Here is a 26,352-nt window from a genome sequence, read left to right as displayed (position 1 = left end):
TCTGGGCATGACCGTCTCCCTGCGCGTCGTGCTCGACCAGGTGGTGAGCCCCGTCGACGCGGATCTCGCGGCGGCGTCGCGTGAGCTCGGCCGGGCGCTGGTGGCCACCGCACCGTCGGGCTGCGTGGTGGAGGCGATCGTGCCGGCCGCAGGAGCCGATGCCGCCGACACCCTGGAAACGGCGGTGCCGGGGCTCGCCGACATCACGCGACTGCGTCTGCCGCGTCGCGAGTTGGCGACGGCATGGCAGCTCGGCGCGGCATCGGGCGCTGCGGGCGGCCTGATCCACGCACCCACCCTGATGGCGCCCCTGATCAAGCATGACCGCATCCACGATCACGATCAGACGGTCGTGACCCTCTGGGATCTCGACGCGTGGGAGCGCCCCGACGAGATGTCGCGCAGCGCCGTCGCGTGGCATCGCGCCATGCTCAAACGCGCCGCCAAGCACGCCGACGCGGTGGTGGTGCCGACCCACGCCGCTGCCGCACGCCTGAGCGGACTCGGGGGATTCGGTGACCGCATCCGGGTCATCTCCGGCGCCCCGATCGAAGATTTCCGGGTGCCGTCCGACGAGGTCGGCCGACGGCGTGAACTCACCGTCCCCGAAGGGTGCATCCTGCTCAGCGGGTCCGCGGCGGCATCCGCTCGCCTGTCCGACGCCTTCGCGGCGATCGCGGCACATCGCACCGATCTGCCCGTCGTGGTGATCGACGCTCCCGCCGGCGACGAGCCGGCGATCGTGCAGCAGGCGGTGGATGCCGGGATCGGCGAGGGCCGCCTGCACGTGCGAGGCGTGCTCGACGCCTTCGACCGCGGCGCGGTGCTGGGCGGCGCCCTGGTGTTCATCGCACCGTCGACCACGACCCGGTTCCCCTGGCGGCTGATCGAGGCGATGCGGGTCGGCGTGCCGGTGGTCGCCGCCGGCAGCGACGTCCACCGCGAAGTGGTCGTCGACGGCGGACTGCTGGCCGACCCCGACGACCCGGCTGCGCTCGCCGCCGCGGTGGGGGAGGTGCTGGGGTCGGGAGCCGCTGTCGAGCGATGGGCGGTGCTGGCCGGTGACCGCGGGCGGGCGTTCTCCTGGGCGGGTGCCGCCGAGCGCGTCTGGCAATTGCACGCGGACCTGTGAGCGGAGCGATGCCCCGCTGGCAGCCGGCCAGGAACGGCGTGTCCTTCAGGGTATCTGTGTGCACGAGTGGTAACGACGCTTTACTTCCGTCACAATGGTCACATGCTCGATGCCCCCCGTCGGCGCTCTGCGTCGTTTCTGAAAGCGACCGTCAGCACCGTCGCGGTCGCTCTCATCGCGGGCATGCTGGCCCTGTTCAGCCCCGCCGCGCCGGCGCAGGCCGCCGATGTCCCCGGCTCGATCCTGGAGGGCGGCTTCATCATCAGTGACGAGGCGTTCTTCGACGGCGACGCGATGACGGCGGCGGAAGTGCAGACCTTCCTGAACGGCAAAGTCACCACCTGCCGGGCGAAGGCGGGTGACCCGCCGTGTCTGAAGAACTTCAAGACGAACCTGCCGGAGAAGGCGGCTGACCGGTACTGCAAGAAGGTCGCAGCGCGGTCGAACGCGACCGCTGCGCAGATCATCGCCGACGTGGGCAAGGCCTGCGGCATCAGCCAGAAGGTGATCCTCGTCATGCTCCAGAAGGAGCAGGGATTGGTGACCAAGACCGCACCGGACGAATGGGCGTACCGCGCCGCCATGGGGCAGAGCTGCCCCGACACGGCGCCCTGCGACGCCGCCGCGGCGGGCTTCGTCAACCAGGTCTACCTCGGCGCCCGACAGCAGCAGGTGTACGTGCAGAACCCGAGCTGGTACAACTACCGGCCCGGTCGGGTCAACACGATCAAGTGGGACCCAGACTCGAGTTGCGGCACCTCGAAGGTGTACATCCAGAACCAGGCCACCGCCAACCTCTACATCTACACGCCGTACCGGCCCAACGTCGCCGCGCTCGCCGCCGGGACCGGCATCGGGGACGACTGCTCGACGTACGGCAATCGCAACTTCTACAACTTCTACGTGAACTGGTTCGCGCCGGGCAGCGGCAGCTCGACCGGGGCGCCGGCGCAGATTTCGGCCTGCACGGTTCCGCCGGCCGCGGATGTCGAAGTGCGGTCCGGCACTGCGAAGGTCACGGGTACGAACTCGCTGAATGTCCGGACCGCTCCGACACTGAAATGCACCACGGGGATCTCCTCGCTGAGCAAGGGCGCCAGCGTCACGATCACGGGCGCGTACGGAATGTGGACGCGCATCAGCTCCGGGGGCAAGCAGCTGTGGGTCGCGTCCGAGTACCTCGATGCCAAGCAGGATGCTCCGGCCGGCAGCAGCTCGCCGTGTGTCGTCCCCACCTCCGAAGCGATCGACGGCTCGAGCGGGTACGTGGCCGTCACCACGAAGGAGCTCAATGCGCGTAAGGCGCCTTCGACCGCGTGCGAGACGGGTAAGACGCTGATCCGACAGGGTGAAGTGTACGAACGCGTCGCCACTTACGGTGCATGGTGGACGATCCGGATCTCCGGATCGACCTACTGGGCGCACAGCGACTACCTCTCGGACGCCGTGCTCACGCCGGCTCCGACGGTGTCCGGGACTCCCACGGCGGGCCAGGTGCTGACGGCGAAGACCGGAACGTGGTATCCGAAGCCCTCTTCGTTCTCCTACCAGTGGAAGCGCGACGGGCAGCCGGTCGCAGGTGCGACGTCGGCCACATATCGCGTCACCAACGACGATGCGGGCAAGAAGCTCACCGTCACCGTGAGCGCCAAGGTGCCCGGCCAAGGCACCGTCGACAAGACCTCGACCGCCGCGACGGCGACAGGAGTCCGTGCCACGCGGGTCTCGGGGGCTGACCGGTACGAGACCGCTGCTGCCGTGGCGAGGACCACCTACCCGTCGGGTACGGACACGGTCTACCTGGCCACCGGAGCGGACTTCGCCGACGCCCTTTCGGTCGCGCCGTTGGCGGCGGCGAAGGGCGCAGCGCTGCTGTTGGCCACCGCAACCGACCTTCCCGCCTCGACCGTCGCCGCGCTCAAGCAGCTGGCGCCGAAGAAGGTCGTCCTCGTCGGCGGGAAGGGCGTCCTCGGTGAACGGGTGACGAACCGGGTGAAAGCGACCCTCGGTGCCAAGACCGTCGTCGAGCGGATCTCCGGTGCCGATCGCTACGCGACCGCGCGAGCGGTCGCAGCGGCCTACGGCACGGCGCCGACGGTGTATCTCGCCACGGGAAGCGATTATGCCGACGCGCTCGGCGCCGCCGCCGTCGCCGGTGCGCAGGGCGCGCCCGTGCTCCTGGCACGCGGCGGGGCGAACGCACTCGACAGCGCCACGATGTCGCTGCTCACCTCGTTGAAGACCTCCCAGGTCGTGATCGTGGGCGGGACCGGTGTGGTCTCCCAGAGCATCGCCGACCAGCTCGTCGGGCGGAAGATGGCGGTGAACCGATACAGCGGGGCGAACCGATACGCCACCAATGCAGCGCTCAACAGCGCCGCGTTCCCCCGCGGGGCGAGCTCGGCGGTCGTCGCCACGGGCGTCGACTTCCCCGACGCCCTCGCCGGTTCCGTGCTGGCCGCTGCCACAGGGGCACCCTTGGCGGTGTCGGTGGCGACATGCGCGTCGCCGACTTTCGCGGACTTCCTCCTGGAGGCCCGCACCTCCTCGGTCACCGTCGTCGGAGGCACGGGGGCATTGGACGGTCAGGTCGCCCGACTCCTGCGATGCTGACGCGCCCGGCGCGCCGCGATCTGCAAGGTCGGGTCGGTTATTATGGCCGTTGGCTGGCCGAGGACAGCGATCCGGCGGCCACCGAGGATACCCGTGACAACTATTGACTACAGCGCCTTCGACACGCCTGGGCGTGGGCGCGGACTGGCCGACGTCTTCCGTTACCGGTACCTCCTGCGACTGCTGATCGGCCGGAGCACCTCGGTGCGATACCGGAACTCCGTCCTCGGCTGGTTCTGGTCATACGTCCGGCCGACGATCCAGTTCCTCGTCTATTACCTCGTCGTCGGGCAGGTGCTCGGCATGCACCGCAACGTCGAGGCCTTCCCCCTGTACCTGTTCAGCGGCATCGTCATCGTCAACCTGTTCAACGAGGCGTTCGGATCCGCGACGCGCTCGATCGTCGAGAACAAAGCCCTCGTGCGCAAGATCTACCTTCCGCGAGAGCTCTTCCCCATCGCGGCGATCACCGGTTCGTTCATCCACTTCCTGCCGCAACTGGCGATCCTGCTCATCGTCTGCATCTTCCTGTTCGGCTGGATTCCGTCGTTCGCATCAGTCGGCCTGGCGCTGGCGGGGATGGCGGTGGCCGTCTCCTTCATCATGGGGCTCGGTCTCTTCTTCTCCGCCTTCAACGTGCGATTCCGAGACGCCACGAATGTCGTCGAGATCGTGCGCACCGTCGCGACCTGGTCGTCTCCCATCCTCTACACGTGGGTGATGGTGGCCGAGGTCACCCGCGACGTCCCCTGGCTGTTCCATCTCTACATGAGCAACCCCATCACCGTCGCCGTGGAATTCTTCCACCACGCGTTCTGGCAGCCGGCGGTCGATCCGCCCGATTGGCTGGGCTGGCCGCCCGCGATGGGATGGTACGTCGCGGCCGCGCTCGCGATCATCGCGATCACGCTCACCCTCGGTCAGTTCGTGTTCCGCCGTTTCGAACGCACCTTCGCGCAGGACCTGTGATGAGCAACGCGCCGGTTCAGCCTCGTATCATCGTCGAGCACGTCTCGAAGTGGTTCAACAAGCGATCGACCAAGTCGATGCGGGAAGCGTTCATCAACCTCATCCGACGTCGACCCGTGCGCGCGACGCAGTTCCGGGCACTGGAAGATGTCTCCTTCACGATCGGTGAGGGAGAATCCGTGGCGATCATGGGATTGAACGGGTCCGGGAAATCGACGACGCTCAAGCTCATCTCGGGGGTCCTCGAGCCCGATGAAGGACGCGTCTTCACGCGGGGGCGGGTCGCCGGACTCATCGAAGTGGGCGCGGGCTTCCACCCCGACCTGACCGGACGCGAGAACGTGTTCCTGAACGCGGCGATCCTCGGGATGAGCGAGCACGAGACCAAGGAACGCTTCGACGACATCGTCGCCTTCAGCGAAATCGGTGACTTCATCGATCAAGAGGTGAAGCACTATTCATCGGGCATGTTCATGCGGCTCGCGTTCAGCGTGGCCATCCATGTCGAGCTCGATGTCCTTCTCGTGGACGAAGTCCTTGCGGTGGGCGACGCGCCGTTCCGCGCCAAGTGCACGGCGAAGCTCAAAGAGCTGACCGAGCGCGGGGTGACGATGATCGTCGTCAGTCACAGCAAGGGCCAGGTGAAGGAGCTCTGCACGCGCGGCATCGTCCTCACCAAGGGCAAGGCGGTCTTCGACGGGCCGATCGACGAAGCGCTCGAGGTCCTCGAGGGCTGACCGCGCGGACGCCGACGGACCGTGTCACTCGTCCGCGTCGGCGCGGCCCTCTTCGATCATCCGGGCGGTCCCCAGGTCCTGGGGAGTGGTGATCTTGATGTTGTGATCGTGGCCGCGCAGGATCTTCGCCGGGATCCCGCAATACTCGGCGACGAGGTCGGCATCGTCGCTCACACGTGTATATCCGTCGGCCAGAGCCCGCTCGTAGGCCTCGACGAGGTGCCCGCGGACGAACGCCTGCGGCGTCTGGCCGAGCCACGAATGCGCACGGTCCAATGACCCTTCGATGAAGCCCTCGTCATTGACCAGCTTGACCTGGACGGTGCTGGGAGTGCCGAGCATCGCCGCACCGTGTTCGATCGCCGCATCGACGGTGGCGACGATCAGGTCCTCCGTCACGAACGGGCGGACACCGTCATGGACCACGACGATGTCGCCGGAGGTCGCCGAAAGCCCGCGATGGGCGGAGATGTGCCGTTCGGCGCCGCCCACGACCAGCGTGACGGGCAGCCCCGCCTCCTCGATCAGAATGCGCCGGTACAACGCCTCGTTGTCCTCACTGACCGTGACGATCACTTCATCGAAGAGGGGTACGCACATGGCGCGGGCGGTCTTCTCCAGCACGGTGCTGCCACCCAGTTCGACCAGGAGCTTGTTGCTGCCGAAGCGTGTGCCCTTCCCCGCGCAGTTGATGATCGCGGAGATCCGATGCCCTCGATACATGTCACCCTTCCTCGGCCGGTGTGCTCTGGGCCTCGGCGACGAAGCGTCGCAGCCCGTCCAACTCCTCGGCTTCGCTCTGCAGGTATGCGCCACGTCCGCCGAACAGCTCCGCGTGCGCGGTCGTCATGTTCCGGGTGTACATGCGCGCGAACGGGGAGGGCGGACCCGGGGGCACCTGGCTGCTGATGTCGCGTCCGAACACTTCACGCGCAAGGTCGGCGTTCTTGAGCGGCGGCGTCGCGATGTTCACCGCCGTGAGTCCCGCGTCCAGCGCGGTGGTGATGTCGCGCCACAGACGGCGCACGTCGTAGTGCTGGAACGCCATGTCGGGGTCGATGTGCTCGACGCGGTAGTCGTTGGCGAGGTCATGGACGACACCCTTGCGCAGACGTGCGCCGTACAGCTGGGGAAGCCGGACGATCAAGGTGTCGAAAGCATCCGACAGGCGGCGCTCCTGGTGCAGACGGTTCGCGCCGTAAGGAGTCAATCCCGTCGGGGTGAGCGGCGTGTGCTCATCGGGGGCGCCGCCCCAGGGATAGACACACACGGTTGAGATCAGCACCAGCCGGCCGATGCGGGCTGAGCTGATCGTGTCGACGAGCTTGTCGATCTCCGCCAGGTCTTCGGCGCCGTGGTTGTTGATCCGGTGGGAGTCGGCGCGGTTACCCGCCGATACGACGAGGTCGTACTCTCGGCCGGCCAGTTCGTCGATGTTGGCGGTGTTGTACAGATCGTCGAAGGGGGACGCGTCGAGAAGATTGGAGCCTACGAATCCCGTGTGTCCGATGAGTGCGGTACGCAGAGAGACCTCGTTCGTTCGATGTCGGGACAGGTGCGGCTCAATTCTAGATGTCATCCTGAGAGGTTCCCCAGGGTGTGGCCTCGGGGGCTCATAGAATCGTTGCAGATCTGCGGCGCCGCGCCGCGCCGACCGGAGAATCGTCATGGCCTGGGCACTGGAGTGGTGGACGTTCCTGGTCGCCGGGTTGATCCTCTTCGTCCCGGGCGTGGTCGCCGCGCGCGCACTCGGGCTGCGCCGACTCGCGCAATGGGCGTTCGCGCCTGTCGCCTCGATCGCCATGATCGTCCTGCTGGCGATCCTGTTCCCCTTTGTCGGCGTGGCCTGGAACGGTCTGACCGCCGCGGTCGGCCTCGTGCTGCTCGCGACCCTCTGCGTCGTCGCCTCCCGGATTCTGGGGGTGCCGGCATCCCCCCAGGCGGCGCGGGGCTGTCGGGGGCTCCTGGGTGCGGGTCTCGCCGGCGGTGTGATCATCGGAGCCCTGCGCGTCGGGGCCTACATCGGTGCGCCGGACAACGTGTCGCAGTCGAACGACGCGCCCTTCCACCTCGGAGCGGTGAGGGCCATCCTCTCGCACGCCACCGCGACGCCATTCGGCCTCGGAGGGCTGGTCGACCCGGAAGCGCGGGGGGCCTTCTACCCGGGGGCGTGGCACGCCGTGGCCTCTCTGATCTCGACGTACTCCGGCGCCGGGATCCCGCAGTCGACGAACGTTCTCACGCTAGTGGTGGCGGCCGTCGTGTGGCCTGTCGGGGTGGCGTGGTTGACACAGGCGATCACGGGTCGTCGGGCGGCCGGCGCATTCGCCGCGGCGCTGAGCCCCGCTCTCATCGCGTTCCCGCTGCTGCTCGTGCAGTACGGCATTCTGTACTCCTACCTGCTCGCGGTTGCGCTCCTGCCCGCCGGTGCGGCGGTCGTGGTCCAGCTCGTCGGTGACGGCCGGCGCGATCAGGTCTGGAAGGGACGCGGCGCCGCCCTGATCGTGGGAGCCGGGATGGCGCTGCTCGCTCTTGCGATGGCCCAGACGTCGGTGATCCTGGCATGGCTGGTGATGGTGGGGGTGTTCGCGGCCGTCACCGCGTGGGAGGTGTGGCGACAGCTGTCGACCCGTTCTCGCTGGATCGTCGCGATCGCCGTGCCGGTGGGGGTTGTGGCGTCGAGTGCGCTGTGGTGGCGGATGTCGGAGTTGGTCACCGCCGACTACTGGGGCGCGGTGCGCAGTCCGGGCCGCGCGCTCCTCGACCTCGCCTCTTCCGGCTACGCCGGGACTCCCACGGTGTGGGCAGTTTCCGTGCTCGGCCTGGTCGGCGGGGTGGTCGCCCTGACGCGGCGCCGGACGACGTGGATCGCGCTGGCCTGGGTCGCGTTCGCGCTGCTCTACGGGGTCGCGGCGGCGGTCGACACCCCGAGCGTCCGGCTGCCGCTGGTGGGCCCGTGGTACGGCGACACCTATCGGTTGGCCGCGCTTCTGCCCGCGGTGACGATACCGCTCGCGGCGATGGGAGCAGTCGCGCTCACCGATGGGATCGTCCGGAGGGTCCGGCGCACCGACGCCGCACGCGTCGCCGAAGCCGGGGCGCTCGGTGCCGTGCTGGTCGTCCTCGCCGCCGGCGTCGCCATCCAACCGGTCGTGCAGCGTCACCACGTCGCGAACGGTGTGGATGAGACCCGGTCGCGCTTCGTCATCGACGAGGACACGTGGCTGAGCACGGATGAGAGGGCGCTGCTGCTGCGACTTCCTCAGACGGTGGAGCCCGGGGCGCGGGTGGTCGGCAATCCCGGCGCCGGTGCGGCCTTCGGGTACGCCTTGTCGGGGGTGGACGTCTTCCCCGCGAAGTGGCAGATCCCACGCAGCAGCGCCTACGCGCTGGTGGCCGAGCGCTTGCATGACGCTGCGACCGACCCGGAGGTCTGTGCGGCCGTGACCGAGTTGGGGATGTCGTACGTGCTCGATTTCGGACTCGGTGATCCCGGCACGGGGCGGGTGCAGATGGCGGGCTTCACCGGATTCGAAGGAGTGCCCGGGTTCGAGCTGGTCGATTCCCAGGGCGCCGCGTCACTCTGGCGGGTCACGGCGTGCGATGACTGACGCCAGACTAGGATCGACTGACGTGCCCGGCCCCATTCCTCCCCTCCTGGTCGTGGTCCCCGCCCTGAATGAACAGGCGTCGGTGGGTCGCGTCGTGGCGGAGGTCCGCGACGCCGTGCCCGACGCGCTCTGTCTCGTCGTGGACGACGGGTCCACCGATGCGACGGCGGCCGTCGCCCGGGATGCGGGCGCACGCGTTCTGGCCCTTCCCTTCAACCTGGGCGTCGGCGGTGCGATGCGCGCAGGGTTCCGATTCGCGCGCGACAACGGCTATCCGGTCGTCGTGCAGGTCGACGCCGACGGCCAGCACGACCCTCGCGACATCCCGGAACTGCTGGCCGGCTTGGGGGATGCCGACATCGTGATCGGTTCGCGCTTCGCCGGCACGGGGGACTATGCGGCGCGAGGGCCGCGAAGGTGGGCGATGCGGGTGCTGGCCCGCGCGGTGAGCCTCGTCGCGGCCCAGCGACTGCCCGACGTCACCAGTGGCTTCAAAGCAACCGGCCCGCGCGCCGTCGCCCTGTTCGCGCACACCTACCCGGCGGAGTACCTGGGCGACACGGTGGAGGCGCTGGTCATCGCAGCCCGGTCCGGGCTGCGCATCCGACCCGTCCCGATCGCCATGCGCGAACGACAAGCCGGTCTCCCGTCGCAACACCCCGTGCGGGCCACGGTCTACCTGATGCGGGCGGGCATCGCCTTCTTGCTGGCTCTCATGCGACCGCGTGTCCGCATCGAGCGTGTGGGCCTCGGGAAGGAGGCATCGTCATGACCACTGCCACCTACGTCTTCGGTATCGCCGCCGCGGTCGTCGCGCTCATCGCGATCATCGAGCTGATGCGACGTACGACGTTGCGCGAGCGTCACGCGATCTGGTGGCTGGTCGGGGGCATTCTGGCTCTGGTCGTCGCCGTGTTCCCCCAGACGCTCTCGTGGGCAGCGCGACTGCTGGGGATCGCGGTGCCGACGAACCTCGTCTTCTTCATCGCGATCGCACTGCTGTTCCTGGTGAGCCTGCAGTACGGCGCGGAACTCACCCGCATCGAGGACAAGCTCCGCGCGCTGGCGGAGCAGACGGCATTCCACGACGAGCGGCTGCGTCGTCTGGAAGCCACACCCGAGGTGAGCGCGCGCGGCCACGAGGACTCCGCGCAGAGCCCGACCGCTCCCGACGGACCCGTCCGCGATCGCGATCGGGACGACGACCGATGAGCTCTCCGAGGGTGGTGATCGCCTCGCGCCTGTTCCTTCCGGAGGTCAGCGCGGGAGCCTTTCGGCTCGGTGCGCTGGCCCGCGCACTCAAGAGCTCCGGTGCCGATGTCGTCGTCATCACCAGCACCCCACCCCGGCGCGCGGCCGGCGTCGCCGACCCGCCCGGGATACGCGTGTCGCGCTGGCCCGTGCTCCGCGATCGCGGCGGCAACGTCCGTGGCTACCTGCAGTATCTGAGCTTCGACGCTCCCTTGGCCCTCCGGGTCATCGGCCGTCGGTTCGACGTGGCCGTCGCGGAGTCACCGCCGACGACCGCCCTCGTCATCGCCGCTGTCGCGTGGCTGCGACGCCGACCTTTCGCCTACTACGCGGCCGACGTGTGGACCGACGGCGTGATCAGCATGGGTGTGCGCCCCGTGGTGGTCCGGCTGATGCGCTGGATGGAACGACGCGCGCTGCGCGCAGCGGCCGCCGTCATCTCGGTGTCCGATGAGGTGACCGCTCGACTGATCGCGCTCGGTGCCGACGCCGCACGCGTCCACACCGTGGGCAACGGCATAGACACCGCGCTGTTCTCACCGGACGTGGAGCCACGCTCGCCGGGCGAGCGGTACTTCGTCTACACCGGGACGATGTCCGAGTGGCAGCAGCCCGACGTCTTCATCCGCGCGTTCGCACAGGTGGCGGACGAGCATCCTGAAGTCGGCCTGCGGTTCTTCGGCCAGGGCGCGGTCGAACAGGAGCTGCGACGGCTGGCTGCGCAGCTCGTTCCCGGTCGCGTGCACTTCGGCGGTGTGGTGCCGCCCCAGGAATCTGCGGCCTGGATCCGGGGAGCTGTCGCCTCGCTGGTGTCGATCGTCCCCGGCATCGGGTATGACTTCGCGCGACCGACGAAGACGTACGCGGCTGCGGCGTGTGGCACGCCCGTCATCTTCGCCGGGGCGGAGGTCGGTGGGCAGCTGGTGCGCGACGCCGGCCTGGGGACGGCGGTCGGCTTCTCGGCGGCGGAGGTCGCGGACGCCATGCGGGGGCTGTTGCATGAGGAAGCCGATGGCGTCAGCGACGCACGACGTGGCGACCGTGCGCGGTGGGCGTCTCAGAATGTGTCCCTGTCAGCGGTCGGACAGCGTGCGGCGGGCGCTGTTCTCACGGCGCTGCGGGGTCGGGGATGGCGTGGTGGCCGTGGCTAGACTGGAAACCGAGAGCGCCAAGGGTGCGTACGAGGAGCGCCGCAGCGTGGAAAGTCCGGAAGCAGCCGTTCGAATCGTCGATTCAGCGGATGTGTCGCCGTCGGCTGTCGTGGGCGCGGGCTCATCGGTATGGCATCTGGCCCAGGTCCGTGAGGATGCGCGGTTGGGTGCGGGATGCATCGTGGGGCGTGGCGCATACATCGGCACAGGGGTCGTGATGGGCGATCACTGCAAGGTCCAGAATTACGCGCTGGTGTACGAGCCCGCCCGGTTGGGTGACGGCGTGTTCGTCGGGCCGGCCGCGGTGCTGACGAACGATACGTTCCCGCGGGCCGTGAACCCCGATGGTTCGCTGAAGAGCGCGCACGATTGGGTTCCGGTGGGCGTGACGATCGGGCGCGGCGCGTCGATCGGTGCTCGGGCCACGTGCGTGGCGCCGGTGGTGATCGGCGAGTGGGCGATGGTGGCTGCGGGCGCGGTCGTGGTCAAGGACGTGCCGGCGTTCGCATTGGTCGCGGGGGTTCCGGCCCGTCGGATCGGCTGGGTCGGCAAGGCCGGGCACCCGCTCGCGATGGCCGATGACGGGGTGTGGGTGTGTCCGGTGTCGGGCGAACGTTTCATTGAGATCGATGGGAACCTGCAGGAGGAGTTGGCGTGAGCGAGTTCATTGCCCCGGCCAAGCCGATCATCGGCGCGGAGGAACGGGAGGCCGTCGACCGGGTGTTGCGCAGCGGGATGGTCGCGCAGGGGCCGGAGGTGGCGGCGTTCGAAGCGGAGTTCTCCGCGCATTTCGTCGCGGGGCGTGCCACCGTTGCGGTGAACTCGGGCACTGCGGGCCTGCATCTGGGGCTGCTGGCGTCGGGGGTGGGCCCGGGCGATGAGGTGATCGTGCCGTCGTTCACGTTCGCGGCGACGGGTAACTCGGTGGCTCTGACCGGTGCGTCGCCGGTCTTCGCAGACATCGAGCCGGACACGTTCACGCTGGATCCCGCGGCGGTGGAGGCGGCGATCACCGAGCGGACGCGGGGGATCATGCCGGTGCATCTGTACGGGCATCCGGCGCTGATGGACCAGCTGGGGGCGATCGCCGACAAGCACGGCGTGATGCTGTTCGAGGATGCGGCCCAGGCGCACGGCGCGTCGTGGGCCGGCCGGCAGGTGGGTACGTTCGGCGCGTTCGGGATGTTCTCGCTGTATCCGACGAAGAACATGACCAGCGGTGAGGGTGGCATGATCGCTGCCGCTGACGAGCAGATCGCGCGACGGGCCCGACTCCTGCGCAATCAGGGCATGGAGCGGCAGTACGAGAACGAGGTGATCGGGTTCAACGCGCGGATGACCGACATCCACGCGGCCATCGGGCGCGTGCAGCTGACCAAGGTGGACGGTTGGACGCGAACCCGGCAGGAGAATGCGGCGTTCCTGGACGCGCACCTGCAGGGCGTGGTGGTGCCGCCGGTGCGTGAGGGCGCGGTGCATGCGTATCACCAGTACACGATCCGGGTGCCCGAGGACCGGGACGGGTTCGTGACCGCGCTGAAGAACGAACACCAGGTGGGGTCGGGCGTGTATTACCCCATCCCGAACCACCGCCTGCCGTCGCTGGCGCCGTATGCGCCGGGACTGGATCTGCCGGAGACGGAGCGAGCGGCGCGTGAAGTCGTGTCGCTGCCGGTCCACCCCTCGCTGTCGCAGGAAGACCTGGACCGCATCGTGGCAGCTGTCAACGCGGTCGCCGGGGCGGGCGCCTGATGGTGCTGCGGGCGGGGCTGCTGGGGGTGGGCATGATGGGTCGTCATCATGCCCGCGTGCTGCGTGAGCTCGACGGCGTAGATCTGGTCGCCATCGCCGACCCGGGTGGCGACCCTCACGGCGTGGCCGGGGCGCTGCCGGTGCTGCCCGACATCGACGCGCTGATCGAGACCGGCATCGATATCGCGGTCGTCGCGGTTCCCACCCGGTTCCACGAGGATGCCGCGTTGAAGCTCGCTTCCGCGGGAGTGCACACCCTCGTGGAGAAGCCCATCGCCGACTCGGTCCAGGCCGGAGAGCGCATGGCCGAAGCGTTCACAGCAGCCGGCCTGGTCGGTGCGGTCGGACACATCGAACGATTCAACCCCGCGCTCCAAGAGTTGCGACGCCGTCTGGAGGCCGGGGAGCTCGGTGCGGTGTACCAGATCCAGACGCGTCGGCAGGGTCCGTTCCCCTCCCGCATCGCCGACGTGGGTGTTGCCAAGGACCTCGCTTCGCACGACGTGGACCTGACGGCGTGGGTCGCTCAATCCGCGTACGAGACGGTGTTCGCGCAGACCACGTTCAAGTCCGGCCGTGAGTACGAGGACATGGTCGCGATCACGGGGCGCCTCACCTCCGGGGTCATCGTCAACCATCTCGTGAACTGGCTCAGCCCCATGAAGGAACGCGTCACGATCGTCACCGGTGAGAAGGGCGCATACGTCGCCGACACCGCCACCGGCGATCTGACCTTCCACGCCAACGGCACCATCCCCCTGGAATGGGAGTCCGTATCCTCCTTCCGCGGAGTGTCCGAGGGCGACGTCACCCGCTACGCGTTCCCCAAGCGCGAGCCCCTCCGTGTCGAGCACGAGGCTTTCCGCGACGCCGTCCTGGGCAACCCCAGCGACGTCGTCACCATGGAACAGGGGCTGCGCACGCTCACCGTCATCGAGGCCGCACTCGACTCTGCCCGACGCGATACCAGCGTCGCCGTGTGATGGCCGACCCCCTCACCGCGCTCGCGACCGGGATCCGGTGGCGCTGGCGGACCGCACGCATCCCGCGTCCGTCCAGCCGACGATCACCGGTGCGACTGCTGATCGGTCCGACCAACTCGGCCGGTCAGGGGTTCCGCTGGGCGCGCTCCGCAGAGCGGCTCGGCGGGGTTTCCGCGTGTGCATTCGCCATTCAGCCCTCCGACGATCGCTTCCGGTTCGAGGCGGATGGGCGCGTGGCATCACTCGACTACTCGCAGAACTACGTGTGGCGGAAGCGACAGCGGCGCGACGTTCTGCAGCGTTTCACCCATGTGCTCATCGAGTCGGGGAAGGGGCTGTGGCGCGGCGATGCCGACGCACACATCCCCGAGCTGCGGCGCGCCGGTCTCGCCGTCGGGCTGCTGTTCCACGGATCCGATATCCGCACACCGCACCGGCACGCCGAGCTCGAACCCGATTCTCCGTTCATCGAGGGCCGGTACCCCGAAGCGGGCAAGCTCGAGGCGACGACGGCGCGCAATCACCAGTTGGCGCGAACGGCCGGTTGTCCGGTCTTCGTGTCGACGCCCGACCTGCTCGACTTCCTTCCGGACGCCACGTGGCTGCCGGTCGTCGTAGACCCGACACCCTGGCGGCGCGCCGCGCGCGTCACCGCGCTCGAACGGATGCGTCCGGTCGTGGTGCATGCGCCCAGTCGTGCCGGTCTGAAAGGCTCCGAATCCATCGCACCGGCGCTCCGCGCCCTCGACGCCGAGAAACTCATCGAATATCGCGAGGTCAGCGGAGTGCTGTCCTCGGACATGCCCGCACTGTACGGTGATGCCGACATCGTGCTCGACCATTTCGTGATTGGCGGGTATGGGGTCGCCGCCTGCGAGGCGATGGCCGCGGGTCGCGTCGTGGTCGCCCATGTCTCGGATCGCCATCGCGAGGTCGTCCGGCGCACAGCGGGCATGGCATTGCCGATCGTCGAGGCGCGCATCGACGACATCGGTGACGTGATCCGGCGGATGCTCGCCGATCGGGCAGGCTTCCGCGACCTGGCAGGTCGTGGTCCCGAGTTCGTCACACGACTTCATGATGGGACCCACGCCGCGCAGGTGTTGGGTCCCTTCCTGGGTGCGGAGGAGAGCAGATGACACAGATCGTCCGGTTGCTTCGACGTCTCTGGCCTTTCCTGCCGGCCCAGTCCCGCCGGTTCCTGATCGGTTACTCGATCGTGTCGGCGCTGCTGTCGATCGTCGACGTCGTCGCCCTGCTCGCGTTGGCCGTCGTGCTCGCGGCGGCGGTCGCGGGCACAGACTTGGCGCTGCCGCTCATCGGCGTCATCCCCGGTGATGCGATCGTCTGGCTGATCCTGATCCTGTCCGCGGTGGTGATCCTCAAGTCCGCGGCGAACCTGTGGCTGACGTGGATCGCGACACGCCGGTTCTCCTCGCTCGAGGTCGAGGTGGGCGCGACCCTGCTCGCGGCATATCTCCGCGCGCCCTGGACTGACCGCCTCGCGAGGACCAACGCCGAAGTGGTGCAGCTGGCGAACGGGGTGGGGCAGGTCATCTCGGGCTTCCTGTTGCCGGTGACAACGGTGCCGGGCATGCTGATGACCTCGGTCGGCGTCGTCGTCGTCATCTTCGTCGCGCAACCGGCGACGGCCGTCGTCGCGCTCGTCTACCTCGGCGGCATCGCTGCGTTGCAGTACTTCGTCCTCGGTGGACGCACCCGTCAGGCCGCCCGCGTGGCGCGTGATTCGCAGATCCGCGTCGCCCGGCTGGTGGGCGGGATGGTCGGTGCGCTGAAGGAGATCACCCTGCGGGACAAGATCGACGAGGCCGAGTCCGTGGTCCGCAGGCAACGTGATCTGCTCGCCCGTGCCCGTGCGAACTCGAACTTCCTCGCCGGCGTCCCGCGCTTCGTCTTCGACTCCGCCGTCATCGGCGGCTTCCTGCTCACGGGTGGTGCCGCCTACCTCATGGACCCGGAGCACAGCGTCGAAGCGATGGTCGGCGCCGTCGCGCTGTTCGGCATCGCAGGGTTCCGCCTCGTCCCGGCGCTCACCGGGTTCCAGACCGTCATCACGCGCACGGTGTCGACCGGATCCTTCGTGGACCTGATGATCTCCGACATGGAGAAGGCCGAGGACTATCGTGCGGCGCAGGAGCACCTGGGCGACAAGCCACTGCCGTCCGAGCCTCGAGAACTGCTCCTGGAGAACGTCGGTTTCACGTTCCCGGACGCCCAGGAGCCGGCAGTGCGCGACGTCACTCTCCGGATACGCATGGGGGAGACCCTCGGAATCGCCGGTCGCTCGGGCGCCGGCAAGTCGACGCTGATCGACCTGCTGCTCGGCCTGCTCTCGCCCACCAGCGGCCGCATCCTGGTCGACGGCGAACCGCTCGACGAGGTGCTCGCCGACTGGCGCAGCCGAGTCGGCTACGTGCCGCAGGAGGTGTCGCTGTTCGCGGGCACGATCGCTCAGAATATCGCCCTGGTGTGGGACGACAGCTTCGACGTCGAGCGGGTCGAACGCGCCGCACGCCGCGCTCAGCTGTGGGACGTCATCGGACAGCGTGAGGGCGGCATCCACTCGCAGATCGCGGACGGAGGAATGAGTCTGTCTGGCGGGCAGCGGCAGCGGATCGGCATCGCCCGGGCCCTGTACGCGGATCCGCTCGTGCTGGTGCTGGATGAGGCCACCAGCGCCCTCGACGTGCGCACCGAAGCCGCCGTCACCCGTGCCATCCAGGAGCTGCACGGTGAGGTGACCGTGATCGCTGTCGCGCACCGTCTGTCGACGATCCAAGGCTTCGATCAGATCGCCCACATGCGTGACGGTCGGATCGTGTCCCTGGGGACGTTCGACGAACTGATCGCCGCTGACGACGACTTCGCCCATCAGGCGGCACTCGCCGGCCTCGCGGAGAAGCATGACCGGGGCTGACGCCGGGCATGCTGCGGGGAAGGGCCTCGTCGACCGGATGGGAGGACACCGTGGTCGTTGATCGGAACCGCACACGTCTGTTGATCGTGTCGTTCTCGCAGATCCATCGTGATGCGCGCGTGCTGCGCCAGATCGAGCTGTTCGAAGACGAGTACGAGCTGACGGTCTGCGGCTTCGGGCCGGCGCCGTCCGCCGCGGTGGAGTATCTCGAGGTGAAGGGACCGGTCCGGAGCTGGGACGGGCGGCTTCTCGCGCTCGGCCTGTATCGGTGGACCCTCTGGACGCGGCCCGGCATCCGTGAAGCCCTGCGCAAGCTGCGGGGGCGGACGTTCGATCTCGTGCTTGCCGACGAGGAGATCGCCGCCCCGGTCGCGATGAAGGTACGCCCGAGGGACGGCATCCTCGTCGACTTGCACGAGTACCATTCCCGCGTACTGGGTCCGGAGACCTACTGGCACCGGCGGGCGCGCCCCTACATCGAGTGGATCATCCGCACCTACGTCGCGAAAGCCGACGCCTGGACGACCGTCGGTCCCGGCCTGGCGGAGGAGTACGAGCGGGAGTTCGGATTCCGTTCCGAAGTCGTCCGCAACACGACCCCGTTCCACGACCGCGCCGTGCAGGAGACCGCCTGGCCGCCGCGGCTCGTGCATTCCGGCATCGCTGCGTCTCGACGCAAGCTGGAATGGATGATCGACGGGGTCGCTCAGGCGACCAATGGGGCGACCCTCGATATGTACCTCGTGCAGAGTGACGAGAAGTACTTCGCCGAACTCGAGCAGCGTGCGGCAGGCACGGGTGGACGCGTGCGTGTGCTGCCCCCCGTCCCTTACTCCGAGCTGATGTCGACGGTGGCTCGGTACGACGTGGGGATCAGCGTGCTCGGCACCGGGACGTTCAACCTGATGTGGTCGTTGCCCAACAAGCTGTTCGACTTCATCCAGGGGCGGCTGGCGACGATCGTCGGGCCGTCTCCGGAGATGGCGCGCTTCGTACAGGAGACGGGCCACGGCGTCGTCACGGAGGACTTCACCCCCGCCTCCATCGCGGCGACGATCGACGCGCTGACGAAAGAGCAGATCGACGCCTACAAGCGCATCGCCGATGCCAACGCCCGACGCCTTTCGGCCGAGGTCGAGAACGAGGGCTGGCTGCGGGCGCTGCGCGGCATATCCGAGCGGGCGGCGGCCCGACGTGCGAAGCCGCGAGGCGGACGATGACACCGCACGGTCTTCTCGGTTCGGCGATCCGGTCCGTCGCCGGTGCGCTGCCCGACCGGGTCCTCGCGCGGATGGTGCCGCGATCGCTGTCATGGGATCCCGACGATATGCCGATCGCCCGGGCGCCGCAGACGCCCGTGCGCCTCCTCATCGGACCGGTGAACTCCGCCGGTCAGGGGACCGCATGGGCACGAGCGGCTGAGCGGCTCGACGGTGTGGGTGCGGTCAACCTGATGGTCACCGACGCCGGCACCGCACGGTTCTCCTTTCCCGCCGACGTCTGCGTTCCGGCGACGGGATACACCCTCGCGCGCCAATGGCGTCACCGCCAGCGCGACGCGATCAGGAACGGGTTCACCCACCTTCTGCTGGAGTCGGGCCGCTACGCATATGGATCCGTGCCGTTCCGCACGCCGCGGGAGGTCGCACAGGAGCTGCAGCGCGCGGGGGTGCGGGTGGGGCTGCTGTGGCACGGCACCGACATCCGACTCCCGAGCGAGCACGCGGCGCGGGTCGAGGACTCGCCGTTCGGCGCCCAGGGTGACTATCCGGCCGACCGCATCGCGATCCACGAACGCAACGCGCGCAGGAACCGCGAGTTCGTCGCCCGCACCGACTTCCCGGTCTTCGTCTCCACCCCGGGCCAGCTCGACGTCGAGCGGTCGCGGTGGCTGCCGGTGGTGGTGGACCCGCAGCGTTGGGCCTCGACGACCGCCGTCCTCGAGCGGGACGTGCCGATCGTGGTGTACGCGCCCAGCAACTCACCGATGAAAGGGGCGGACTCGATCGACGCCGACCTGAGCACGCTGGCCGCCGAGGGTGTCATCGAGTACCGCCGCCCCGGTCATGTGCCGTCCGCTCAGATGCCGGACGTCTACCGAGACGCAGACATCGTGCTGGACCAGTTCCGCCTCGGTGACTACGGGGTCGCGGCGTGCGAGGCGATGGCGGCGGGGCGTGTGGTCATCGGACATGTGTCGGACGACGTGCGGGACAGGGTGGCCGGGGAGACCGGGCTGCATCTGCCCATCGTCGAAAGTCGCATGAGCGATGTCGGTGCGACGATCCGTGCTGTGCTGGCCGAACGCGCCCGCTACCGCGAGACGGCGGCCGAGGGGGCGGCGTACGTGCGGTCGGTGCATGACGGGGCGCGCTCTGCCCGGGTGCTTGCGCCCTTCTTGGGCGTCGATCGCCTCTGAGCCATCGCGGTGACGCGGTCAGGCGCCGGCACGCAGCGCCTTCAGGATCGTCTCCGCCGGCGCGGCACCGAACACCACGGGGGTCGCGGGCCGGGCCCAGCGACGTTGCGCCCGCCAGCCGGTCAGGATGCCGTCACGTTCCAGGACGGCCACGAGGTCCGCTGTGACCACCGCTTCACGCACCCGCGCGTCGCGCAGCGCGCGACGAGCCATCCGACGCCCGCCGTCGAGCGGCGTGATGCGCTGCAGGTTCCGTCCGAGCACGCTCGACGACAGGAATCGGGCGAACGCGCTTCCGACCGGACCCATCGCGGTCGGGAAGACCACGGTATCCACCGCAGACGTCTGGATATCGATCGGTACCGCGGAGACCACCGTCACGCGGTCGCCGTCCGCGAGCTCAAAGCGATCGAGTGCCGACCCTACGGCGCCCGACGGCGCGATCAGGACCACGTTCATGGCCGCCCTCGCACCCCCCGCGCCTCGACGACCTCGCCCAGCGCCGTGATGCGCGGCTGCAGCTGTGCGCCGCGGGCGAATCGACGCGCGGAGTCGCGGACGGCCCGGCGGTCCGCGACCGTCTGCACGGCCGCGTCCTCGGCAGCGGCGATGATCGCGTCGGCGACCTCGTCCGGCTCGAGGCCGGCAGCGCCGTGCCACCCGGGGTGATCGGACAGGATCCGCGACGTCTCGTTGACCGGATCGTGCACGGAGGCGATCGGCAGACCGGTCGACGCGTACTCGTAGACCTTGCCGCCGGTGATGTAGCGACCGGCACCGAACGTCAGCACCAAGGCGTCGAAGGTACCGTACACGCGCCCGACGTCGGCGCGCGGGACCGGACCGAGGTAGTGGATGTCGTTCTCTCCGAAAGCACTCATCGCACGGGTCATGTTCTCTCCCGGAATACCGAGATGGTTGAGGTACCCGTAGAGATGCAGGCGCGAGGCGGCGACCAGCGGTGAACGCTCGCGCGCGCGCCGCCAGCCGGCGACGAGCTCGGAGACGGGGATCGCCGCCGAGATGGTCCCGATGTACCCGAAAGTGAGCGATGCGCGAGGGATGGCGTCGTCGGTCTCGGCCCGCTCGAGCTCGACGTCGTAACCGTTCTGCACCACGTGCATTCGCGCAGCCGACTCGGGAAACTGCTCGGCGTGCCACTCGCGGATCGGCTCATTGACGTACCAGATCTCCTGCGCCTTCTCGAGCAGGCGCCGCTCCCACAGTCCCGCGCGGCTGCGGCGGTCGACGATCCGGCGGCCCGAATAGATGTCCAGCGACCAGGCGTCGCGGTTGTCCATGACGTACGGCACGCCATGCTCATTGTGCAGCGTCCATCCCGGGATGAAATCGACATTCGGGTTCGCGGTGCCGATCACGAGATCGACGGGGTCGGCCGCGTGGATGCGGCGCGCCGCGGCCTCGAGGGTGCGGCGCCAGCCGCCATAGCCCTTCTCCGGGAAGGAGCGCTGCGCTCGCCAGTACGACCAGCCGTTCCACAGCTCGGGGACCTGTGCGCGCGCCCACGACCACGTGCGCAGGTCGGTGTCGAACGCCGGTGACGAGAAGGGCACGCGTTCGATTCGGATGCCCGGTTCGATCGCCTGCTCGAGCGTGAGATCGGTGCCGGTCGACATCGTGAACGTCTCGCGCGGCACAGTGAGCACCGTGACGTGCCACCCCGCGCGGGCGAACTCGTTCGCCGTCGCCCACGCGCGATAGACCCCGCTGCCGCGCGACGGTGGGTATCCCCATGCGACGTAGAGCAGGTGCGGCGGCATGGAGTTCATCCTATTTCGTTGCTGACTGCGCCCCCCGGTCGTGGCCCCGTGGTGACGGCCGTCCGAGCGCACCGGGTGTCGGCACCCTGCTCCCTAGACTGGAGATCGTGTCGCGCGCCCGGATCCTCTGCATCTCGCTGTCTCCCATCGAGCGTGATGCGCGGGTTCTGCGGCAGCTGAGCGTGCTCACCGAATTCGGTGACGTGACGACCGTCGGTTACGGCGGTCCGCCGCCCGGCGTTGCACGTCACGTGCGAGTACCCGACGACCGCCTGTCTCTGCCTCAGACACCGCTGGGTGTGCTGCGGCTCGCCCTGCACGCGCATCGCTCGGTCGAGCTCGCCGCGCCGGGAGTCGCCTTCGCGCGCCGCGCGCTCGAGGGCGAACGGTTCGACCTCGTCGTCGCCAACGACGCGCGGGTGCTCGCGCTCGCGTTCGCCCTCGCCGGTGATGCCCCGGTGTGGGCCGACATGCACGAGTGGGCTCCCGAGGAGCGCACCCACGTGCCGGCGTGGAGGGTGCTCGTCGCGCCGTTCATGGTGCACCTGTGCCGCCGGTACCTGCCGAGGGCTGCCGCGATCACGACCGTGGGCGGCCGGATCGCCGAACTCTACGCGCGCGACTTCGGCGTGCGTGCCGAAGTGATGCGCAACGCCGCACCCTTCGCCGACCTCGAGCCGACCACCGTGCCACCCGATCGCATCCGGCTGGTCCATTCGGGCGGAGCAGTGCACGGCCGAAACCTCGAGCTGATGATCGACGCGGTGAAGCTGCTCGACGAACGGTTCACCCTCGACCTCTATCTCGTGCCCGCCGCCGACGGGGGGAAGTACCTCGGTGAACTGCGCGCGCGGGCAGGGGACGACGGCCGCATCCGATTCAACGATCCGGTCGCGCCCGACGACCTGCCCGGAACGCTCAACGACTATGACGTCGGTGTCTTCTGGATTCCACCCGTGCACACGAACGCGCGGCTCACGCTGCCGAACAAGCTCTTCGACTACGTTCAGGCCCGCCTCGCGATCGCGATCGGACCCACCGTGGAGATGGTCGATGTGGTGAACAGCCACGAGCTCGGGGTCGTGGCCGAAAACTTCAGCGTCGAGGCGTGCGTGCGCAGCCTGGAATCGCTGAGCGCCGCCGACGTCGCCCGGTTCAAGGTGAACGCGCACACTGCTGCGCGCGCGTTGAGTTTCGACAATGAGCGCGACGTCGCCCGCGGGATCCTGCGTTCACTGGTCGGCTCCTGACACCGGGCGGGGCCGACAAAGAGCCACGTAGACTCGGCGAACGTGAAGATCGTCAGCGTCGTGGGCGCCCGCCCTCAGTTCGTCAAGCTCGCGCCGATCGACAAGGCGGCGCGAGCCGCTGGAGTCGAGCACGTCATCGTGCACACCGGTCAGCACTACGACCCGATGCTGTCGGACGTGTTCTTCACCGAACTGGGCATCTCGGCTCCGGACGTTCACCTGGGCGTCGGGTCAGGCTCGCACGGGGTGCAGACCGGTGCCATGCTCGGGGCGCTCGATCCGGTGTTCCTCGCGCATCGACCCGAATGGGTCCTCGTGTACGGCGACACCAACTCGACACTGGCGGCCGCCCTCAGCGCGGTCAAGCTGCATCTCCCGGTGGCGCACCTGGAGGCCGGACTGCGCAGCTTCAATCGGCGGATGCCGGAAGAGCACAATCGCGTTCTGACCGATCACGCCGCCGATCTGCTGCTTGCGCCGACCCAGGTGGCGGTCGACCATCTCGCCGCGGAGGGCCTCGCCGACCGGACCGTCCTCGTCGGTGATGTCATGACGGATGTCCTCGTCGAGCATCGGGGCCGCTTGCCCGAGGGCGGGTCGACGCTCGCCCGGGAGCTCGGTCTCGCGCGCGGGACGTTCTACGTTGCCACCATCCACCGGGCCGAGAGCACCGACGATCCGGTCCGCCTCGCCCTCATCGCGGACGCCCTGGCGTCCCTCGAAAAGCCCGTCGTGCTGCTCGCACATCCCCGCGTCGTCGCGAAGGCAGCCCAGCACGGCATCGACCTCGACCGGGGCGCGCTGCGGGTGCACGAGCCGCTGGCCTACGCGGACCTGCTCGCTGCCGTGCTCGACAGCGCCGGCGTGGTGACCGACTCCGGCGGCCTGCAGAAGGAGGCCTTTCTTCTGCGCGTGCCCTGCACGACGGTGCGGACCGAAACCGAGTGGGTCGAGACCGTCGAAATCGGCTGGAACGTGCTCGCGAACACCGCCGAGGAGATCATCGCCGGCCTCACCAGGTCCCGTCCCGTCGACACCGACGCCGCTCCTTACGGCGACGGCAACGCGGCGGAACGGGTGATCGCCGAGCTGCTGCGCTGATACGTCACGTGCTCGGATGACACCCGGGTGAGAGGGCTCTCACCCCCGGCCGTGGGTGTGCGAATCCCCAGGTGACCGCACCTAGACTTCCCGGGTGCATCGGATCAGCTCGCTTGACGGACTGCGAGGGCTCGCGGCGGTCACCGTGCTGCTTCACCACGCGGCCCTCGTCTTCCCCTCCCTGGCCGCACCACACTTCGCCGGCGCCACCGTGCCGGACGTCGGCAGCGTGCAGTGGTGGCTGATCGTCACACCGTTGCACCTGCTCTGGGAGGGCAAGTCCGGCGTCTACATCTTCTTCGTGCTCAGCGGATTCGTCTTGACCGCGCCCGCGGCGGCAGGCCGTGGCTACGCCTGGCGGTCGTACTACCCGAGCCGACTGCTCCGCCTGTATCTCCCGGTGTGGGGCGCCGTCGCCTTCGCAGCCCTGACATTCGTGATCGCACCACGCAGTGGCGAGACCGACAGCGAGTGGCTGAACCGACGTCCCGCCGAGATCTCACCGGAGATGCTCGCGAAGGACCTCACCCTCATCACCGACAGCGGCGGCATCGCCTCGCCGTTGTGGTCACTGCAGTGGGAGGTTCTGTTCTCGCTCGCGCTGCCGCTGGTGATCTGGGTGGCAATCCGGCTGCCCCGCCTGCACACGGTGATCGCGGTCGGATCGATCGGGATGAGCACCCTCGGCGGTGTCGTCCACGAGCCGTGGCTCATCTATCCGCCCATGTTCGTGATCGGCGCGGTGCTCGCCGTCCGCCGCGACGACATCGTCCGACTGTGCCGGCGACTGGGTGCGTTCGGTTCGGCTGCGGCGATCGGAATCGCGGTCGTATCCTCCATGTCGCGCTGGATCCTCTTCGCCGTCGGCGCGCCACAGGTTCTCATCGACGGGAGTGTCGGCCTGATCCTGATCGGGTCATCCCTGTTCGTGGTGCTCGCCTTCGCTTCGCCGACGTTCGCCTCCTTTCTCGAAGTGAAGCCGTTGCGGATCCTCGGGCTCCTCTCGTTCAGCCTGTACCTCGTCCATGAGCCGATCGTGGTGGCGGCCGGTTACGCGCTGCCTGAGGATCCGCAGATGGCCGTGCTCGTCGCCATGGCAGGCACCGCGGTCGTGACGCCGCTGTTCTATCTGCTGATCGAGCGCCCCGCCCACCGTCTGTCGAAGTCGGTCGCCCGTCGCCTGCGACACCGACCGCGGCAGCACGCCGGCCCTCCGATCTCGAACACTGATGAGCTGCCCTCGACGTGGGGAGCCGCGCCGCGGTGAGCCGCGCTCGCGGTGCCATGACCGGCCGCTTTCGGGGGACACCGGCGCAGCGGCACCGCGCGGTGTGGTGATCCGCGCCGCATAGACTGGAACCCATGCGCATCGCTGTTGTGGCCCTGGGTAAGATCGGCCTTCCTCTCGCCGTTCAGTTCGCCGATTCCGGTCACGACGTGGTGGGCGTCGACGTGAACGCGGCGACGGTGGCCAGTGTGAACGCCGGGGTGGAGCCGTTCCCGGGGGAGGCAGGTCTGCAGGAGAAGCTGGCGCGGCTGGTGCCGGCAGGTCGGCTGCGTGCCACGACGGACTACGCGGAGGCCGTTCCGGGCGCCGATGCGGTCGTGGTCGTGGTGCCGTTGTTCGTGGACGACGAGACGTGGGAACCCGATTTCGCGTGGATGGATGCTGCGACGCGGTCGTTGGCGGAGCACCTGACGCCGGGCACGTTGGTCTCGTATGAGACCACGCTTCCCGTGGGGACGACGCGGGGCCGGTGGAAGCCGATGCTCGAGGAGGGATCGGGCCTTGTCGAAGGAGCTGACTTCCACGTGGTGTTCTCTCCGGAGCGGGTGCTGACCGGGCGCGTGTTCGCCGACCTGCGGAAGTACCCGAAGCTGATCGGGGCGCTGTCGGAGGAGGGCGCGCAGCGCGCGCGGGAGTTCTATGAGGCTGTCCTCCAGTTCGACGAGCGGCCGGATCTGCCGCGCGCGAACGGGGTGTGGGATCTGGGCAGTGCCGAGGCGTCGGAGATGGCCAAGCTGGCCGAGACGACGTACCGGGATGTGAACATCGGGTTGGCGAACCAGTTCGGTCTGTTCGCGGCCGAGCACGGGATCGACGTGTACCAGGTGATCGAGGCGTGCAACTCGCAGCCGTACAGTCACATCCACCGGCCGGGGATCGCCGTGGGCGGCCATTGCATTCCGGTGTACCCGCGGTTGTACCTGTCGACGGACCCGGATGCGGACATCGTGCGCACCGCTCGGCTGCTGAACGCGTCGATGCCGGAGCGTCTGGTCGCCCAGGCCGCGGATGTGCTGGGGTCGTTGCAGGGTCTGCGGGCGGTGGTGCTCGGGGCGGCCTACCGGGGTGGCGTCAAGGAGACCGCGTTCTCCGGTGTGTTCCCCACGGTGGAAGCGCTTCAGGCGCGGGGGGCGCAGGTCACGGTGCACGACCCGCTCTACACGGACCAGGAGTTGCGGGCCCTCGGATTCGAGCCGCACACCCTGGGGGAAGGTGCGGACGTGGCCGTGCTGCAGACGGACCACGCCGACTACCGCGAGCTGACCGCGGCTGAGATCCCCGGCATCCGACTCCTCGTCGACGGGCGCAACGCGACCGATCCGGAACGCTGGGCGGGCACGCCCCGCATCGTCGTCGGCGCCGCCTGAGCTCCGATT

23 protein-coding genes are annotated in these 26,352 nt (G+C 68.8%); 19 read left to right on the top strand and 4 right to left on the bottom strand.

Annotated elements, in window-relative coordinates:
* Nucleotides 1-7 precede the first annotated feature (7 nt).
* The 4 genes from ACQ143_RS12810 (at nucleotide 8) to ACQ143_RS12795 (ending at nucleotide 5,451) form a co-directional block, all read left to right on the top strand.
* Complete coding sequence (locus ACQ143_RS12810; protein ID WP_449571086.1) at nucleotides 8-1,132, top strand: glycosyltransferase; 1,125 nt, start codon at nucleotides 8-10, stop codon at nucleotides 1,130-1,132.
* Between the two features lie 102 nt (nucleotides 1,133-1,234).
* Nucleotides 1,235-3,745 (top strand): cell wall-binding repeat-containing protein, encoded by a 2,511-nt coding sequence (locus ACQ143_RS12805; protein WP_449571085.1) that lies wholly within the window; start codon nucleotides 1,235-1,237, stop codon nucleotides 3,743-3,745.
* Nucleotides 3,746-3,838: 93 nt separating this feature from the next.
* Nucleotides 3,839-4,714: an ABC transporter permease gene (locus ACQ143_RS12800; RefSeq protein WP_449571084.1), complete on the top strand. Its 876-nt coding sequence runs from the start codon at nucleotides 3,839-3,841 to the stop codon at nucleotides 4,712-4,714.
* A complete protein-coding gene (locus tag ACQ143_RS12795) occupies nucleotides 4,714-5,451 on the top strand; it encodes an ABC transporter ATP-binding protein (protein WP_449571083.1) in 738 nt (245 codons plus the stop codon). Before ACQ143_RS12800 ends, ACQ143_RS12795 begins: the two co-directional genes overlap by 1 nt.
* Before the next feature lie 24 nt (nucleotides 5,452-5,475).
* On the opposite strand, the gene ACQ143_RS12790 is transcribed toward ACQ143_RS12795, so the two are convergent.
* Nucleotides 5,476-6,174 (bottom strand): IspD/TarI family cytidylyltransferase, encoded by a 699-nt coding sequence (locus ACQ143_RS12790; RefSeq protein ID WP_449571082.1) that lies wholly within the window; start codon nucleotides 6,172-6,174, stop codon nucleotides 5,476-5,478.
* Nucleotide 6,175: 1 nt separating this feature from the next.
* Nucleotides 6,176-7,030, bottom strand: coding sequence for an NAD-dependent epimerase/dehydratase family protein (locus ACQ143_RS12785; RefSeq protein WP_449571081.1), 855 nt, complete (start codon nucleotides 7,028-7,030; stop codon nucleotides 6,176-6,178).
* A gap of 88 nt (nucleotides 7,031-7,118) precedes the next feature.
* Between ACQ143_RS12785 and ACQ143_RS12780 the strand changes: the two genes are divergently transcribed.
* The 11 genes from ACQ143_RS12780 to ACQ143_RS12730 are packed head-to-tail and all read left to right on the top strand — an operon-like array spanning nucleotide 7,119 to nucleotide 19,556.
* Nucleotides 7,119-9,062, top strand: a complete 1,944-nt coding sequence (locus ACQ143_RS12780; RefSeq protein WP_449571080.1) for a DUF6541 family protein — start codon at nucleotides 7,119-7,121, stop codon at nucleotides 9,060-9,062.
* A 22-nt stretch (nucleotides 9,063-9,084) separates the two neighbouring features.
* Complete coding sequence (locus ACQ143_RS12775; RefSeq protein ID WP_449571079.1) at nucleotides 9,085-9,834, top strand: glycosyltransferase family 2 protein; 750 nt, start codon at nucleotides 9,085-9,087, stop codon at nucleotides 9,832-9,834.
* A complete protein-coding gene (locus ACQ143_RS12770) occupies nucleotides 9,831-10,274 on the top strand; it encodes a DUF2304 family protein (protein WP_449571078.1) in 444 nt (147 codons plus the stop codon). Before ACQ143_RS12775 ends, ACQ143_RS12770 begins: the two co-directional genes overlap by 4 nt.
* The gene (locus ACQ143_RS12765) at nucleotides 10,271-11,464 is read left to right on the top strand and encodes a glycosyltransferase family 4 protein (RefSeq protein WP_449571077.1); all 1,194 of its coding nucleotides are present in this window, start codon (nucleotides 10,271-10,273) and stop codon (nucleotides 11,462-11,464) included. Before ACQ143_RS12770 ends, ACQ143_RS12765 begins: the two co-directional genes overlap by 4 nt.
* A 46-nt stretch (nucleotides 11,465-11,510) precedes the next feature.
* Nucleotides 11,511-12,122, top strand: a complete 612-nt coding sequence (locus ACQ143_RS12760; RefSeq protein ID WP_449571120.1) for an acyltransferase — start codon at nucleotides 11,511-11,513, stop codon at nucleotides 12,120-12,122.
* Entirely contained in the window at nucleotides 12,119-13,216 is a 1,098-nt protein-coding gene (locus ACQ143_RS12755) for a DegT/DnrJ/EryC1/StrS family aminotransferase (RefSeq protein ID WP_449571076.1), read from the top strand. Before ACQ143_RS12760 ends, ACQ143_RS12755 begins: the two co-directional genes overlap by 4 nt.
* Nucleotides 13,213-14,199 (top strand): Gfo/Idh/MocA family oxidoreductase, encoded by a 987-nt coding sequence (locus ACQ143_RS12750; RefSeq protein WP_449571119.1) that lies wholly within the window; start codon nucleotides 13,213-13,215, stop codon nucleotides 14,197-14,199. The genes ACQ143_RS12755 and ACQ143_RS12750 overlap by 4 nt, the downstream gene beginning before the upstream one ends.
* A complete protein-coding gene (locus ACQ143_RS12745) occupies nucleotides 14,199-15,338 on the top strand; it encodes a glycosyltransferase (protein ID WP_449571075.1) in 1,140 nt (379 codons plus the stop codon). Before ACQ143_RS12750 ends, ACQ143_RS12745 begins: the two co-directional genes overlap by 1 nt.
* Nucleotides 15,335-17,137, top strand: a complete 1,803-nt coding sequence (locus ACQ143_RS12740) for an ABC transporter ATP-binding protein (RefSeq protein WP_449571074.1) — start codon at nucleotides 15,335-15,337, stop codon at nucleotides 17,135-17,137. The genes ACQ143_RS12745 and ACQ143_RS12740 overlap by 4 nt, the downstream gene beginning before the upstream one ends.
* A 50-nt stretch (nucleotides 17,138-17,187) precedes the next feature.
* Nucleotides 17,188-18,357: a glycosyltransferase gene (locus ACQ143_RS12735; protein ID WP_449571073.1), complete on the top strand. Its 1,170-nt coding sequence runs from the start codon at nucleotides 17,188-17,190 to the stop codon at nucleotides 18,355-18,357.
* Entirely contained in the window at nucleotides 18,354-19,556 is a 1,203-nt protein-coding gene (locus ACQ143_RS12730) for a hypothetical protein (protein ID WP_449571072.1), read from the top strand. Before ACQ143_RS12735 ends, ACQ143_RS12730 begins: the two co-directional genes overlap by 4 nt.
* Before the next feature lie 18 nt (nucleotides 19,557-19,574).
* Here ACQ143_RS12730 and ACQ143_RS12725 read toward each other — a convergent pair whose 3' ends face one another.
* Both ACQ143_RS12725 and ACQ143_RS12720 read right to left on the bottom strand, forming a co-directional pair.
* Nucleotides 19,575-20,015, bottom strand: coding sequence for a hypothetical protein (locus tag ACQ143_RS12725; protein ID WP_449571071.1), 441 nt, complete (start codon nucleotides 20,013-20,015; stop codon nucleotides 19,575-19,577).
* Complete coding sequence (locus ACQ143_RS12720) at nucleotides 20,012-21,337, bottom strand: glycosyl transferase (protein ID WP_449571070.1); 1,326 nt, start codon at nucleotides 21,335-21,337, stop codon at nucleotides 20,012-20,014. Before ACQ143_RS12720 ends, ACQ143_RS12725 begins: the two co-directional genes overlap by 4 nt.
* A 107-nt stretch (nucleotides 21,338-21,444) precedes the next feature.
* On the opposite strand from ACQ143_RS12720, the gene ACQ143_RS12715 reads away from it, so the two are divergent.
* The 4 genes from ACQ143_RS12715 (at nucleotide 21,445) to ACQ143_RS12700 (ending at nucleotide 26,343) form a co-directional block, all read left to right on the top strand.
* The gene (locus ACQ143_RS12715; protein WP_449571069.1) at nucleotides 21,445-22,587 is read left to right on the top strand and encodes a glycosyltransferase; all 1,143 of its coding nucleotides are present in this window, start codon (nucleotides 21,445-21,447) and stop codon (nucleotides 22,585-22,587) included.
* 42 nt (nucleotides 22,588-22,629) lie between these two features.
* Nucleotides 22,630-23,688, top strand: coding sequence for a non-hydrolyzing UDP-N-acetylglucosamine 2-epimerase (gene wecB, locus ACQ143_RS12710; protein ID WP_449571068.1), 1,059 nt, complete (start codon nucleotides 22,630-22,632; stop codon nucleotides 23,686-23,688).
* Between the two features lie 94 nt (nucleotides 23,689-23,782).
* The gene (locus ACQ143_RS12705; protein WP_449571067.1) at nucleotides 23,783-24,955 is read left to right on the top strand and encodes an acyltransferase family protein; all 1,173 of its coding nucleotides are present in this window, start codon (nucleotides 23,783-23,785) and stop codon (nucleotides 24,953-24,955) included.
* Between the two features lie 95 nt (nucleotides 24,956-25,050).
* Nucleotides 25,051-26,343: a nucleotide sugar dehydrogenase gene (locus tag ACQ143_RS12700; RefSeq protein WP_449571066.1), complete on the top strand. Its 1,293-nt coding sequence runs from the start codon at nucleotides 25,051-25,053 to the stop codon at nucleotides 26,341-26,343.
* Nucleotides 26,344-26,352: the final 9 nt, after the last annotated feature.

Source organism: Microbacterium pollutisoli, from assembly GCF_053586795.1.
Note: the sequence above shows the minus strand (reverse complement) of the source record. Positions and strands in the feature narration are given on the sequence as shown.

Bases quoted from the DNA above. Each gene is read 5' to 3' on its own strand.
- ACQ143_RS12810 (WP_449571086.1), top strand. From the start codon at position 8: ATGACCGTCTCCCTGCGCGTCGTGCTCGACCAGGTGGTGAGCCCCGTC.
- ACQ143_RS12805 (WP_449571085.1), top strand. From the start codon at position 1,235: ATGCTCGATGCCCCCCGTCGGCGCTCTGCGTCGTTTCTGAAAGCGACC.
- ACQ143_RS12795 (WP_449571083.1), top strand. From the start codon at position 4,714: ATGAGCAACGCGCCGGTTCAGCCTCGTATCATCGTCGAGCACGTCTCG.
- ACQ143_RS12790 (WP_449571082.1), bottom strand. From the start codon at position 6,174: ATGTATCGAGGGCATCGGATCTCCGCGATCATCAACTGCGCGGGGAAG.
- ACQ143_RS12785 (WP_449571081.1), bottom strand. From the start codon at position 7,030: ATGACATCTAGAATTGAGCCGCACCTGTCCCGACATCGAACGAACGAG.
- ACQ143_RS12780 (WP_449571080.1), top strand. From the start codon at position 7,119: ATGGCCTGGGCACTGGAGTGGTGGACGTTCCTGGTCGCCGGGTTGATC.
- ACQ143_RS12770 (WP_449571078.1), top strand. From the start codon at position 9,831: ATGACCACTGCCACCTACGTCTTCGGTATCGCCGCCGCGGTCGTCGCG.
- ACQ143_RS12765 (WP_449571077.1), top strand. From the start codon at position 10,271: ATGAGCTCTCCGAGGGTGGTGATCGCCTCGCGCCTGTTCCTTCCGGAG.
- ACQ143_RS12745 (WP_449571075.1), top strand. From the start codon at position 14,199: ATGGCCGACCCCCTCACCGCGCTCGCGACCGGGATCCGGTGGCGCTGG.
- ACQ143_RS12740 (WP_449571074.1), top strand. From the start codon at position 15,335: ATGACACAGATCGTCCGGTTGCTTCGACGTCTCTGGCCTTTCCTGCCG.
- ACQ143_RS12730 (WP_449571072.1), top strand. From the start codon at position 18,354: ATGACACCGCACGGTCTTCTCGGTTCGGCGATCCGGTCCGTCGCCGGT.
- ACQ143_RS12725 (WP_449571071.1), bottom strand. From the start codon at position 20,015: ATGAACGTGGTCCTGATCGCGCCGTCGGGCGCCGTAGGGTCGGCACTC.
- ACQ143_RS12720 (WP_449571070.1), bottom strand. From the start codon at position 21,337: ATGCCGCCGCACCTGCTCTACGTCGCATGGGGATACCCACCGTCGCGC.
- ACQ143_RS12700 (WP_449571066.1), top strand. From the start codon at position 25,051: ATGCGCATCGCTGTTGTGGCCCTGGGTAAGATCGGCCTTCCTCTCGCC.